The 12851-nt window shown below is 65.8% G+C and carries 10 protein-coding genes and 1 pseudogene; 2 read left to right on the forward strand and 9 right to left on the reverse strand.

From position 1 onward, the window contains the following. Positions 1-52 precede the first annotated feature (52 nt). The 5 genes from ACLLJI_RS13665 to ACLLJI_RS13685 form a co-directional block, all read right to left on the reverse strand. Positions 53-379, reverse strand: coding sequence for a DUF3039 domain-containing protein (locus ACLLJI_RS13665; protein WP_434621529.1), 327 nt, complete (start codon positions 377-379; stop codon positions 53-55). 375 nt (positions 380-754) lie between these two features. Then, the gene (gene nagB, locus ACLLJI_RS13670; RefSeq protein WP_283561027.1) at positions 755-1537 is read right to left on the reverse strand and encodes a glucosamine-6-phosphate deaminase; all 783 of its coding nucleotides are present in this window, start codon (positions 1535-1537) and stop codon (positions 755-757) included. 106 nt (positions 1538-1643) lie between these two features. Continuing rightward, positions 1644-3215 (reverse strand): transporter, encoded by a 1572-nt coding sequence (locus ACLLJI_RS13675; protein WP_434613150.1) that lies wholly within the window; start codon positions 3213-3215, stop codon positions 1644-1646. Then, entirely contained in the window at positions 3197-4027 is an 831-nt protein-coding gene (locus ACLLJI_RS13680) for an ABC transporter ATP-binding protein (RefSeq protein WP_434613153.1), read from the reverse strand. Before ACLLJI_RS13680 ends, ACLLJI_RS13675 begins: the two co-directional genes overlap by 19 nt. A gap of 78 nt (positions 4028-4105) precedes the next feature. Further along, positions 4106-5257 carry an NADH:flavin oxidoreductase/NADH oxidase gene (locus tag ACLLJI_RS13685; protein ID WP_434621532.1) on the reverse strand — a complete coding sequence of 384 codons (1152 nt, stop codon included), beginning with the start codon at positions 5255-5257 and terminating at the stop codon, positions 4106-4108. 172 nt (positions 5258-5429) lie between these two features. Here ACLLJI_RS13685 and ACLLJI_RS13690 point away from each other — a divergent pair, with 172 nt between their 5' ends. Beyond that, a complete protein-coding gene (locus tag ACLLJI_RS13690) occupies positions 5430-6056 on the forward strand; it encodes a maleylpyruvate isomerase family mycothiol-dependent enzyme (RefSeq protein WP_434613156.1) in 627 nt (208 codons plus the stop codon). Between the two features lie 171 nt (positions 6057-6227). On the opposite strand, the gene ACLLJI_RS13695 is transcribed toward ACLLJI_RS13690, so the two are convergent. Beyond that, positions 6228-7232 (reverse strand): co-chaperone YbbN, encoded by a 1005-nt coding sequence (locus tag ACLLJI_RS13695; protein WP_434613159.1) that lies wholly within the window; start codon positions 7230-7232, stop codon positions 6228-6230. A gap of 123 nt (positions 7233-7355) precedes the next feature. Continuing rightward, positions 7356-9242, reverse strand: coding sequence for a hypothetical protein (locus ACLLJI_RS13700; protein WP_434613162.1), 1887 nt, complete (start codon positions 9240-9242; stop codon positions 7356-7358). Positions 9243-9551: 309 nt separating this feature from the next. Between ACLLJI_RS13700 and ACLLJI_RS13705 the strand changes: the two genes are divergently transcribed. Continuing rightward, positions 9552-10823 carry an AI-2E family transporter gene (locus ACLLJI_RS13705; protein ID WP_434613165.1) on the forward strand — a complete coding sequence of 424 codons (1272 nt, stop codon included), beginning with the start codon at positions 9552-9554 and terminating at the stop codon, positions 10821-10823. An 81-nt stretch (positions 10824-10904) separates the two neighbouring features. Here the strand turns inward: ACLLJI_RS13705 and ACLLJI_RS13710 are convergent, their stop codons facing one another. Together ACLLJI_RS13710 and ACLLJI_RS13715 are read right to left on the reverse strand one after the other, a co-directional pair. After that, on the reverse strand, positions 10905-11699 hold the full coding sequence (locus ACLLJI_RS13710; protein WP_434613168.1) for an alpha/beta hydrolase: 795 nt from the start codon (positions 11697-11699) through the stop codon (positions 10905-10907). A gap of 238 nt (positions 11700-11937) precedes the next feature. Next, a pseudogene (locus ACLLJI_RS13715) lies at positions 11938-12824 on the reverse strand (IS110 family transposase); the annotation flags it as partial. Positions 12825-12851 lie beyond the last annotated feature (27 nt).

Here is a 12851-nt window from a genome sequence, read left to right on the forward strand (position 1 = left end):
CCCGTCCCGTGCCGTCAGCGGTCACCTGCGGGTCTGCATCATCCGTCAGCACTTATTTATCGGAGCCCGGCTTGTCTTTGCCTTTGCCGGGGCGCAATCCGTCATAGATGGCCTTGCACTCGGGGCAGACCGGAAATTTTTCCGGGTCACGTCCGGGCGTCCATACCTTGCCGCAGAGGGCGATCACCGGCTCGCCGGAGAGGGCGGATTCCATGATCTTTTCCTTGCGGACGTAGTGCGCAAAGCGTTCCCGGTCCCCCGGTTCCACTTCTTCGCGCAGTTCCTCGCGCTCAATGGTGGCGGTGGAACCGCCAGGGCCGGCCGGAGTCCGCATCGGATCAGTTTCGAATGGATCTGGAGGCATACTCATGCCTTCCATCTTATCCTCTGACTCAGCTGCGGCCATGCGCTAACTACGACGGCGCCGGCCCGGCCGGGCTTCCCAAGCACCTGCCGCCGTCGTGCTTCGAGCGCCAGCACCGCGGACCGCCAACCAGAGCGGCGGTATCAGCCGCCGTCGTACTTTGAGCGGCAGCACCGCGGTACGCGCCAACCAGAGCGGCGGATTCAGCCGCCGTCGAACGTTGCGTGCGGGTCGACGAACGAGGCGTGCCGTAGTGGACCCGACCGGCAGAGCTGCCCCCACACCCCCAAACGGACGGACGCGTCCGCTGCACGCCACGTGCCAAGGGGCATCTGTCCGCAGCTGGTGCCCGGGCGCCCGTCGGGACCCGCGCGATCCAGCGGCCAGGGGTCAGAATCCCTGCCACTCCGGCTTGTTGTCATAGGTGTGACGGTAAAAGTCCGCAAGCTGCAGCGATGACGCCGCCGCCTCGTCCAACATGACCGTGGCATGCGGGTGGAACTGCAGCACAGAGGCGGCGCAGATGGCGGCGACCGGCCCCTCGATGAAATCCCGGACGGCCTGCGCCTTGTGGGCCCCGGTGGCCACCAGCAGCACATGCCGGGCGTCCATGATGGTGCCCAGCCCCTGGGTGACGACATGATGGGGAACCTGGTCCAGGTGCTCAAAGAACCGCGCATTGTCCTTGCGGGTCTGTTCCAGCAGCGTTTTGATCCGCGTGCGCGATGCCAGGGACGAGCCGGGCTCGTTGAATCCGATGTGCCCGTCCGTGCCGACGCCAAGAATCTGCAGGTCCACGCCCCCGGCGGCCTTGATGGCGACCTCGTATGCCTGACACGCTGCCAGGACATCATCGGCGGAGCCGTCCGGGCCATGCACATTCTCCGGCGCGATGTCCACCCGGTTGGTGAACTCGCGGCGGATCACTTCCCGGTAGGACTCATGATGGCCGGCCGGCAGCCCTACGTACTCGTCCAGCGCAAAGCCCTGCGCCCGCGCAAAGCTGAGCCCGGTCTCGTCGTGGCGGCGAGCCAACTCGTCGTAGATCGGCAGCGGGGACGAGCCTGTTGCCAGACCCAGCACGGCCTCCGGTTTGCGGCGAACCAGCGCCTCGATGGCGTCCGCGGCCCGAGCGCCGATTTCCTTACTGCTGGGGAGGATTACTACCTCCATGGATCCCTACCTTTCCTGGCCGGGTTTAACTCCGGCCAGCATGTGACGATTCCTACAAAAACGTGCTCTTCTCGAAGATATCCCATGTCCCATGTGCACGCCACCGCTAGGCGTCCCTGGACACCGCCAACAGCAGTTCCGGTGCCCGCCGGGTATACAGCCGTCCGCCAACGCGGAGTCCTCCGGCGAACAGCACCCCGCCAAGGACCAGTCCCACGGCCAGGGCCAGCCAGGCGAAGAGCACTTGCCGGGTCCCCTGGGCAACCATGACCAGGACCAGCTCAGGCAGAACCAGCACACCGAAACCGGCAAACCCGGCCAGCTGCATTAGCCCTGCGGCAAATCCGTTTCCGGGGCGGGACTTGAACGGGCTGTCGCCGGGGGCCGGCGCGTTGAATGTGAACCGGGCGGAGAATACGCTGACCAGCCCCAGCCCGCTGAGCAGGGTTCCGATCATCAGGCCTAGGGAACCGGGCAGGAACGCCCAGGTTCCATGGACCGCTGCGCCGACCAGCGCGTAGAGCAGTCCCAGCGGCAGCGCCAACACCGCACAGGCCAAGGCCCGCCCGGCGCGGTCGGCCGTACCGCTGACACCGGTGGCAACGTGCAGCGCAAAGGCCGTGTTGTCGTAGGAAATGTCCGCCGAAATCGACCAGACCAGCAGGCCGACGGCGATGGCTGCGGCGAAGTCCAGCACCGCGTAGTTGCCGCTTCCGGCCCCGCTGATCATAAAGACCAACGGCAGGACCGGTGCAATGATCAACCCCATGGAATAGCGCGGATCCCTGAACCAGTAAGTCAGCGACCGTGCCGCCACCGCTCCGGTCGGTGTGCCGGGGAAGAGCTTGAAGAAACCGAGCCGACCGCCTCCGCGACTCACCCCACTGCTGTGGGCCGGGGTGACCAACGCCTTGGCCAGCGAGATCTTCCACAGCCAGGTCAGGACCGCCAGCGTTCCCACGGCCATGAGGAATTTAAGCCCGGCCTCGCCGTAGGCGCCGGCGGCCAGGTCCGCAGGGACGGACCAGGCCGCACCGAGCGGCGTCCATGAAACGGTCCGCGCCAACGCCGGAAGATACTCAGCCAAGTTGGTCAATCCCTGGGACAGGCTGGTGATGATGGGGCCCAACAGCACCAGCGGAACAATCAGCACCACACCGCTCAGGTCCTTGAACCGCCGGGACGAGGCCAGATTGGCGCTGGCAGAGGTCATCGCCCGGGAGGCCACGATGCAGGTGAGGACCGCCAGCACGGCGCAGACCAGCGCCGCCGGCATCGCCGCTGGGTGTTTCCACCACGTACCGATCGTGCCCAGCGCCGCGAGCAAAGTAACGGCTCCGGGGACCCCCAGGAAACCGGACAGGGCCAGACCGGTCAACAGCTCCCGCATTGGAACCGCGAAGGTGACAAACCTCGCCGGGTCAAGCGTCATGTCCACGCCCGCCGCCAGGACGGGAATCACCAGCCAGCCGACGAGAACGGCCGCCCCGGCCAGGACGACCACGGTTTTGGCCACCTCAAGCTCCACGGCGCTGAGGGCGGCGAGACCCACGATGGCGAGCACGAGGATGCCCAGACCATAGAGACCACCAACCACAATGCCCACCAGCTGCATCGGAGAGCGGCGCAGCGAATTACGCAGCAGTAACAGCTTGAGCCTCAGGAGGTGCGCAACCATGTCAGCCCCTCGGTCTGGTTGCGTCCGCCCACCAGTTCAACAAACTTATCTTCCAGGCTCATGGCACCGCGGACGTCATCCACCGTCCCCGCCGCCAGCACGTTTCCGCCGGCGATCACCGCAACGTGGTCGCACATGCGCTGCACCAGATCCATGACGTGGCTGGAAACAATGACGGTACCACCGGAACTGACATAGCCCTGCAGAATGTCACGGATGTTCGCCGCCGAAATCGGGTCGACCGATTCGAACGGCTCATCAAGGACCAACAGCCGCGGAGCGTGGATCAGCGCGGAGGCGAGCGCGATCTTCTTGGTCATACCCGCGGAGTAATCAACCACCAGAGTGCCGGCGTCCTTGGCCAGATCGAGCACCGCCAGCAGGTCTTTCACGCGTTCCGCCACGGTCTCCCGGTCCATCCCGCGCAGCAGCCCCGCATAGGTCACCAGCTGCTCACCGGACAACCTGTCAAAGAGCCGGACGCCGTCGGGCAGTATTCCCATCAGCTTCTTGGCTTGCAGCTGGTGGTCCCAGACGTTGACCCCGTGCACCCAAACGCTGCCGTAATCCGGGCGGAGCAGTCCGGTGGCCATGGACAGCGACGTGGTTTTACCGGCGCCGTTGGGTCCAACGAGTCCGTAAAACGAGCCGGACGGTACGTCCAGGTCGATGCCGTTGACGGCGATTTTCCCGCCGAACCGCTTGGCCAGTCCCCTGATGACGAGTGCCGGCGGGGCGTCGATCCCGCCCGTAGCGGCCGGCAGGGGGGCAGGACGCGGCGGGGAAGCGGAATTTTTCGGGGCGTCGGTCATACCGCCACGCTAGCAGCCGGCCCGGCAGGGGCAAGACATCAAAAAGGATGATTTCATCCCGGCCCCGCTCCGCTGCCGCTAGTATTTCCCCCTGGTGGCGGCCGCCCTTTCGTACTGCGGAGCCCACGGCAGATCCGCACCCAAATCATGGGCCGCGCGCTGCCACCAGTGCGGATCCCGCAGCGCCGCGCGCGCCAGAAAGATGCCGTCCGCCTGGCCGGTGGCCAGCAGGTGCTCCGCCTGGTCCGCAGTCGAAATGAGGCCGACGGCGCCGACGCTCAGGTCCGTTTCGCGGCGGATCTGCTCGGCGAAGGCCGTCTGGTATCCGGGGCCCACCGGGATCTTCGCCCCGGGAACGGCTCCGCCGCTGGAAACATCGATCAGGTCCACCCCATGATCCGCAGCGCGGCGGGCCAGCCGGACCGAGCTGTCCGCATCCAGACCGCCGGATGTCCAGTCCGTAGCGGAGATCCGCAGCAGCAACGGCATGCCGTCCGGAATGCGGGCGCGCACGGCGTCAATGACGTCCAGCGTCAGCCTGCTGCGGCTTTCCTCGTCTCCGCCCCACGCATCCGTGCGGGTATTGACCAGCGGACTGAGGAACTGGTGCAGCAGATAGCCGTGCGCCGCGTGGATCTCCACGGTATCGAAGCCGGCCAGCACGGCCCGGTCGGCGGCAGCGGCAAAGTCATCGATGACGGCATTAATTTCCCCTTCGGTCATGGCCCGCGGCGCGGCATAACCGTCAAAGGACTCATCCGTGGCGCCTACGGCTTGCCAGCCATGGTCCGTTGCCGGCACGCTCCCGGTGCGTCCGGAGAATGGCCAGTATGTGGAGGCCTTCCGTCCGGCATGCGCCAGCTGCACACCGATTTTGGTCTGTACCGAGCCGGTGGAGTGCACAAACTCCGTGATCCGGTGCCATGCCCGGGCCTGCTCATCGTTGTAGATGCCGGCATCCCGCGGACTGATCCGCCCCTCAGCGTTAACGGCGCTGGCCTCGGTGAGGATCAGTGCCGCTCCCCCGGCGGCGAACTGCCCCAGATGCATCAGGTGCCAGTCCGTGGGAACCCCGGGGGCTGCCTCCGGATCGGCGGAATACTGGCACATCGGCGAAACCCAACCGCGGTGCGAGAGGTCCATGGAGCGCAGCGTCATCGGCGTGAAGAGTTTTGAGTTGGTCACACCGAGGGTAACGCCCCTGCGGCGCCGGACATTCCGCCCGCACATCGCAACACGGAAGGCTTCGTCCCGCCCCGCATCTGAGGTGCTGACCATGGGTGTGTTTTGCCGGAAACGCCCCCAGGCCGACGCGGGCATGCCGATCGATGTGCTGCATGAGCTCATGGATGACGAAAGCTCGACATCTAAGAACTTCATACCATAATTGGAGATGGAAGCCATGGACGACACGCAGTGGGCGGCGCTCGAGTCAGAGCGGTTCAGCCTGGCAGACATGCTCGAGGGCCTGAGCCCGGATCAGTGGGAGCAGCCGTCGCTGTGCGCGCGATGGCGCGTCCGGGATGTTGCGGCGCACGTAGCCATGACGCCGACCGCGCCGACGGTTCCGGTCCTGGCCGCGGCGTTGGTTCGTGCGGGCGGCAACTTGTGGATGGCCGGCGCGCGGATTGCGATTGATCATGCGCGGCGCCCAACCGGGACCATCGTTGAGGAGTTGCGTCGGGACGCGGCGGCTCGCGCGATGCCGGCGATTACCAATGAGGACAACCTCCTCATGGACGCACTGGTGCACGGCCAGGATATCGCCGTCCCGCTGGGAATTCGGCGGCCCATGCCACTTGACGCGACGCATGCGGGCTTCGAGCGGGTGTGGGCAATGGGTTGGCCATTCCACGCGCGCCGTAAAATGCAGGGGATTCGTCTGACGGCCACCGACACCGACCTCTCGGTCGGCGAAGGCCCCTTCATCGAGGGTTCCCTCGGTGATCTACTCCTGCTCATCACGGGCCGAACCACAGCAGCCCTGCCCCGGCTCCGGGGACCCGGGGTCGGCCCGGTACCGGCTTGAGCCGAACCAGTGCGACCAGCAAAGGATACTAACAGCAGCGGAGCGCCGAGAACGTCCCCAGTCTACGGACGGGCGAGTCCGTCAAATACCGTCATAAACTCCTGCTGCGAGCGCACACCGAATTCCAGCGGGGTGCGGCCGGTTCCGCCAGTCTTAAAAGATCGCGTGGGCCTAAAAGAGCGCGCGGGCCAGCGTCTGCCGGGCCTTCGCCACGCGCGGATCGCCCACGCCGACGACGTCGAACAGTTCCAGCAGGCGGACCCGTGCAGTTTCACGCTCGGGACCGAAATGGCCGGCAATGAAGGAAAGGATCCGGCCGAAGCCCTCCTCCACGTGGCCGCCGACAATGTCCAGATCCGCTACGGCCAGCTGAACTTCCGTATCATCCTTGTCCTCCGCCGCCTGGCGGCGCAGGACGTCGGCGCGATCGGTATCGATCACGGCGGTGCGCTGCATAAGCTGCACCTGCGCCAGACCGATCTTGGCGTCGGCGTCGGCAGGTTGTTCCGCCAGGGCCTGGCGGTACGCCGTCCCGGCCGCGTCGTAGTCCCCGGCCTCGATGGCGTCGTAGGCGGCCTGGTGCAGCGGCGGCAGCGCCGCGGCAGGGACCTCCCCCTCGGCGCCTGCCTCCGCGTCCTGCCCTAGGCTGCCGTTAACGCCATTGGCGGCGGCCACCTTCAGCAGCTCGTCGAGCAGGCGCCCGACCTGTTCCTGTGGCATCTCGCCCTCGAAAAGGGGTACCGGCTGGCCGTTGATCAGCGCCACCACCGTAGGGATCGCCTGGGCGCCGAAGGCCTGGGCAATCTGCGGGCTTGCTTCGGCGTCGACCCGGGCCAGCAGCAGCCGGCCGGCATAACCGGTCACCAGCCGCTCCAACATGAGGTTCAAACTGCTCCACTGCCCCGACCAGGCAGCGCCCAACGACACCACAACGGGCACCTGAGCGGAGACCTGAACGAGCTCCTGGAAGCTCTGCTCGGTGACATCGACCGCGTAGGCGCTGGCGGGGGCACCGCCCTCGGCCGGTTGGTCCTCCGGCCCGGCGTCGGTACCCGGCGGGGCCGGAACGGGCGCCGCTGGACGCGGATTCTTCAGCGCGGACAGGTCCACCGCGCCGCGGAGGTTGATGCCCGAGGCGAAAGCGGGATTGACAGGAAGGGAACCTGGTTGACTCATGGTTTTACTCTATCTGTGGCAGTACTGCGGGCGTTACCAGTGGACCTCCGGACCGCGGTCGGGACCGGGCCCCGGACCGCGCCCCGGACCGAATGGCCAGCCCGCGGACCAGCCAGCGAAGACCTACTTGAAGCTGGCACCGATCAGGCCGCGGGTAGCCGACAGCAGGATCATATTACCCGTGGAACCGGCCGGCGGGACATAGAGGACCACGGGTTCGCCGAAGTTGAGCACAAACCCCTTGGTCGTTTCCGTGCTACCAGCGAAGACCGCCGCGTCCGCTCCCACGGTCAGCTTGGCCTCGGCCTGGGACGTTGCGTCGACGTTAAAGTGGACGTCGGCAATCACCAGAGCGCCGCCGTCGGCCGTCCGCAGAACGCGGCCGGTACCCGGCACCGGAGTGTGCGAGAAAGCGTACGTCGCGTCCGGCCCCTTCGCGGCAATGTCGGCTTTGTAGGAATCCACGTCCGGTATATAGACGGGATCGGTGATCTTGTCCTTCCACTGGCTGTCCGACTTGGTCAACCGGTCGCTCAGTGCGGCCAGCGCCGCATCCGGGGACATTTGGAGCGCGGTCTTGTCGTCCATAGCCAAGGTGCCGGCGCCCTTCTTGTCGACGCCGGGGAAGGTCTGCCCGGGCAGCAGCGGTGTCGCCTGATCCAGCCGGTAGGGGTCCCGCGGCGTGTTCTGCACCAATGTCAGCAGCTGAGGGACCGGATTGTCCCCGCCCTGGGTGACCGCCATGACGGTGCGCGGCCAGGACCGGCTGGTGCTGACCACCTTGGTCAGCAGCTTCGAACTTGCCACCGGCGTGACGGCCGGGTAGTCGGCGACCTGCGAGCGGATCCTGTAGTTCGCGCCGCGCAGTTCCAGAGCCGAACCGGATACCCGGTCCTGCAGCTTTCCGGCGTCCTTCGCCGCGTCTCCGCCGGCCACCGTATTGGCGACGGCGTCAAGAATACGGCTGAATTGCCCGTCCAGCAGCACGGGAACCTCGGCCGGAGCTGATGCGTCGGCCATTGCGGTGCCGGTGCCCGACGACGACGGCGACGGCGAACCGCTCGTCGCAGCGCTTGGGGAGGCGGAGCCGGTGTCGGACGACGGCGGCGTGGTCGCGGCGCTGGCGGCCGGAACCACCGTGCCGGTCAACAGCAGTGCCACCACAGCGGCCGTGAGTGGAGCCCGCCCCGCAAAAAGAGATTTCCCGGACTCACCCTTGGATTTGTCCGCCGGCCTGTCAACGGGCTTTTCGTCCGGCTGGCCAGCGGGCTTGTCCGCGGATTTTTCGGCCGGAGCGACTGCCGGCCCATCAACAGGGCCGCCGGCCCGCGCATCAGTGGACCTGCTTACGGACCTACTGGCGGTCTTCCCCGACCGTGTCCCGGTGGCTGGCGTCCCCACCTGGCTGCGCCGGCCCCTTTTGGGCCGGAACAACAGCATCAGCACGCCAGCGACCAGGATCAACGCCCCGATCACCATCAGCGGGACCGCCCACGGCGTGTCGGTGTCGTTGGGTGCGGTCAGCGAAATATCCGTTGGAGCGGCGGCGGTGCCGTCGGAGGCGATCAGCAGCGACCAGTTGCCATCGGCCGGCGGTGTCCACTGATACCTCAGCTCGCCGCTGGCGGTTTCCTGCTGGGTCCACAGATCGGATCCGGTGGGGTTGGGAACGGTGGCCTCGCCCTCGGTGCTCGTTGTCGTGAGAGTCTTGTAATCGGAGTCGACCCCCGTTACGCTCAGGTGCGCGGCCTTGCCAACCCAGGCGTCAACGTCGTCGGAACGGCCCGCAACCAGCACAATAGGACCGGCGGACTTCACGTGGAGGGTGACGGGGGTGCCGTGCAGGGTCCGGACGCCGGAATCAACAACGGTCACCGGAGCGCTTTTCGCGCCCTGGGCCACAGATGCGGTGACGGTATCCGGCGGGAGCCAGAGAGTCCGCTGCCCGATCCCGAGCCCCAGGAGCAACAGGCCCAGAATGGCCAGGGCAATTGCTGTCTTAGAACGCACTAATATGCCTAACGTCGGCTGAAAAAGACGATTTTGCTTCCCATAAGCCTAACCGTTTTGCTATATCATGGGGATTTTCGAAGCGTTTTAGGGCTGTTTCGACCCCGTCATAAGCCGCTCCGGCGGAACCAGCCGCGGCCGGGCGGACCCGCGCTGACGCGGATGTACAGAAGATGCCGCGGGAGTGTGCGGCCCCAATGAGTCATTGCTCACCCTTGTCCGGCTGATAATGTTTGGCACGAAGAGCCACCGGTCCCGATGCCCGCCTCCGGTGACCCGTAACGTCAAATGTGAAAGCAGCGAACCCTCTTGAGCTCAGCAGATGATCCCATTCAACCGCAACAGGACCCCGTCCCGGTGGAGGTCGCGTCGGTCCTGACCTCCGCGCGCCCCGGATTCTTCAAGCGGTCGATTGTTCAGCTCCACCGTCCCATTCCCGGAGCCCAGCCGCGGCGCCGGTTCGAAATGCCGCCCGAGGCCGCACCGGATTCCGCCGGTCCGGCGAAATCCGAGAACACCAGATTCGGCGCCCCGGGCCCACGGATGTCCGTGCAGCACCCGATCTACATGGGCTTCATGGCCGCCGTCGGAATCGGCCTGGCGCTGTTCCTTTACTACATGCTCACCAACACCGCGCAGCTTCTGCTGTGGATCCTGGCCGCGCTGTTCATCGCATTGGGGCTTGATCCGGTGGTCCGCTGGCTCGAGGCCCGCAAGGTGCCCCGACCCCTCGGCATCCTGATCTCGGTGGCGGTCCTGGTCGCCTTAGTTGCCGGGTTCTTCGCCACCCTGATTCCCACCATCGTGGAACAGACGACCCAGCTCATCGACAGGGCACCCATCTGGATCACGGATTTCCTGAATTCGGACTTCTTCAAGAACGTGGACAGTCAATACCACGTGCGCGACAGGATCACTGAGTCAGTCGCCAAGTTCTTCCAGGATTCCCAGGCCGTGGGCGGCATCTTCGGTGGTGTCGTGGGAGTCGGCAGCACCATCGCCAACGGCCTGTTCGGCGCGCTGGTGGTCCTGGTTCTGAGCCTGTATTTCCTGGCATCGCTGCCGGCGATGAAGCGCTGGGGCTACCGGCTGGCGCCGCGCTCGCGGCGTGCCAGAGTGCAAAGGCTGAGTGAAGAAATCACCCGCTCGGTCGGCAATTACGTGATTGGGCAGGTCTGCGTCGCGGTCATTAACGCGACCTTCGCCTTCATTCTGATGACCGTTCTTGGCGTCCCGTTCAGCGTTCTGCTGGCATTCGTCGTCGCGCTTCTGGCCTTCATTCCACTGGTCGGCGGTATGATTGCCGCCATCGTGGTGATCCTGGTTTCGCTCACCGCGGGCTGGCAGACGGCGGTATTCTTCGCCATCTTCTACTTCGCCTATCTGCAGTTCGAGGCGTACTTCATCTCGCCGCGGATCATGCAGAAGGCGGTGGCCGTGCCGGGCGCCGTCGCGGTGATATCGGTGATCGCCGGCGGCAGCCTGCTGGGGGTGCTCGGCGCGCTGATTGCCATTCCCACCGCCGCCGCCGTGATGCTGCTGATCAAGGAAGTGTACATAGCGCGCCAGGATAAGCATTAGGCGCCGCAGGCAGGACGGCGGACGGGCGGGCCAGCGGGCGGCTGACGTCGGGTGTCCGGGCCGCCAGGGACTGCAGGCCCGCTATTGAGCCGCCGATGACAGCGGCCCATCCCATTCGGCGGGCAGCACCGTGCCGGGAGAGCCGAGCACCGCGGACGCAATCTCGTTCAATGCCCTCGCGGTGAATTTCTCGCCGACCCATAAGTGCTTGCCACCGTCGATGCCGATGACCGCGGCCTGCGGAATCCGGGCAAACCGCGCGGCGGCCTCCACCGGGCGAAGATAGTCATCGAATTCGGGGACCAGCGCGGTCAGTGGCTTTCGCCCGGCGGCCCAGGCATCCAGGTCCTCATCGGTGGCCCGATGCAGCGGGGGCGACAACAGCACCGCTCCTTCGACGGCGCTGGCCACGGGTTCACGCGAGCCGTATTTGAGCACCAGCTCGGTGCCGAAAGACCAGCCGACCAGCCACCGGTTCGGCAGCCGCCGTCGGAGCGCAAAATCCACCGCGGCTGCCACGTCGGCCCGCTCCGAGATACCCCCATCGAACGATCCGTCGCTCTGACCGCGCGGAGAGGATGTGCCTCTGGTGTTGAATCGCAGCACGGCGATCCCGGCCAGTGCCGGCAGCCGGTACGACGCCTTCCGAAATACATGGGAATCCATGAACCCGCCGTGCGTGGGCAGCGGGTGGAGGGTAATCACGGTCCCCCTGATCTCTCCCGACTCAGGGACCGCCAGCTCTCCCACCAGGCGCAGCCCGTCGTCCGTCGTCAGCTCGATGTTCTCGCGCCGGGCCGGGAGCACGGAAGCGGCACGGATTAGCTCCGGCACTCCCGATATGGAATATACAAACGATGCAGGGTCGAAAGTCATGCGTCTCAGTTTAGCGGCGCCAACAGGCACATTACGCGCATCAGCGGCGGGTTGGCGGCGTGGTCGGCACGAAGTGGCAAGGACGCTTAAACCGTTCAATCGAAATCAATTGAACGCCGCCTGCGCCTTGCAATCACTCGCCCCCGATCTTGATACCTGCCCCGATTCCATACAAATCGGAGGATCTCCCCCTGCACAGGTACCGGTGATTACGGGGGGGGGTGTCCCTATGTTTTTGTCAAGCCGCTTTTGGGGTTTTTTCTTCGTAGATGCTCATGTCTCTGAGCATGGCGAAGAGCATGTCGCAGCGGCGCCGGGCCAGGGCGATCAGGGCCTGGTTGTGGCGTTTCCCTTGGGCGCGTTTTCGGTCGTAGTAGTCCCGTGAGGTGGGGTCCTTGAGGGCGGCGAACGCGGACAGGAAGAGAGCGCGCTTGAGGATCTTGTTGCCCTTCCTGGAGGGGTGGTCTCCCCGGATGGACGTCCCTGATCGCCAGGTCACCGGCGCCAGTCCGGAATAGGAGGCCAGATGCCCGGCGGTGGCGAAGTGTTTACCGACGACTTCGGTGAGGATCCTGGCTTCGGTCCTGATCCCGACCGCCGGTATCGAGCTCAGGACGAGGTGAAGAGGGTGGGCCTCCACGAGCGCCTCGACCCGGGTATGGACTTCGACCCGGGCTTTACGCAGACCGGCGAGCATGCCTGCCAGTTGGGGCAGCACGATGCCGGCTCCGGCGGTGCCGGCGACGACCACGGTTTGCTCGCCGAGGGCGGTAAAGATATCGGCTGCCCAGTGTTTGCCTGCCCGCGGGGCGAACTTGGCCAGGTACGTGGCCACCCGTGCCTGGCCGGCGGTCTTCAGTGCGGTGGGGGTCGGATATTTCACCAGCAGCTCCGCCATTGCCGGGTGGTCCAGGTGTGCGCCGATCACCCGTTCGAGGGCCGGGTGGATCTGGGTCAGAAGCCCGCGGATACGGTTTGATGTAGCGGTGGTCTGCTGGGTCAGATCATCATCAAAACCGCACAGCATCGACAGCTCGGCGATCTGCTCATCGGCGACCTCGATCGAGCGCAGGGTGTGCGGCATCGTCCGGGCTCCTCGGCGATGATGTACGCGTCCCGGGCATCTTCTCCGAACTATGAAATTGCAGGGAA

It is taken from the genome of Arthrobacter sp. A5 (genome assembly GCF_051131705.1).
Lineage (GTDB): Bacteria > Actinomycetota > Actinomycetes > Actinomycetales > Micrococcaceae > Arthrobacter_M.

Bases quoted from the DNA above. Each gene is read 5' to 3' on its own strand.
- ACLLJI_RS13695 (WP_434613159.1), bottom strand. From the start codon at position 7,232: ATGAGTCAACCAGGTTCCCTTCCTGTCAATCCCGCTTTCGCCTCGGGC.
- nagB (WP_283561027.1), bottom strand. From the start codon at position 1,537: ATGGAGGTAGTAATCCTCCCCAGCAGTAAGGAAATCGGCGCTCGGGCC.
- ACLLJI_RS13685 (WP_434621532.1), bottom strand. From the start codon at position 5,257: ATGTGCGGGCGGAATGTCCGGCGCCGCAGGGGCGTTACCCTCGGTGTG.
- ACLLJI_RS13675 (WP_434613150.1), bottom strand. From the start codon at position 3,215: ATGGTTGCGCACCTCCTGAGGCTCAAGCTGTTACTGCTGCGTAATTCG.
- ACLLJI_RS13680 (WP_434613153.1), bottom strand. From the start codon at position 4,027: ATGACCGACGCCCCGAAAAATTCCGCTTCCCCGCCGCGTCCTGCCCCC.
- ACLLJI_RS13665 (WP_434621529.1), bottom strand. From the start codon at position 379: ATGGAAGGCATGAGTATGCCTCCAGATCCATTCGAAACTGATCCGATG.
- ACLLJI_RS13690 (WP_434613156.1), top strand. From the start codon at position 5,430: ATGGACGACACGCAGTGGGCGGCGCTCGAGTCAGAGCGGTTCAGCCTG.
- ACLLJI_RS13710 (WP_434613168.1), bottom strand. From the start codon at position 11,699: ATGACTTTCGACCCTGCATCGTTTGTATATTCCATATCGGGAGTGCCG.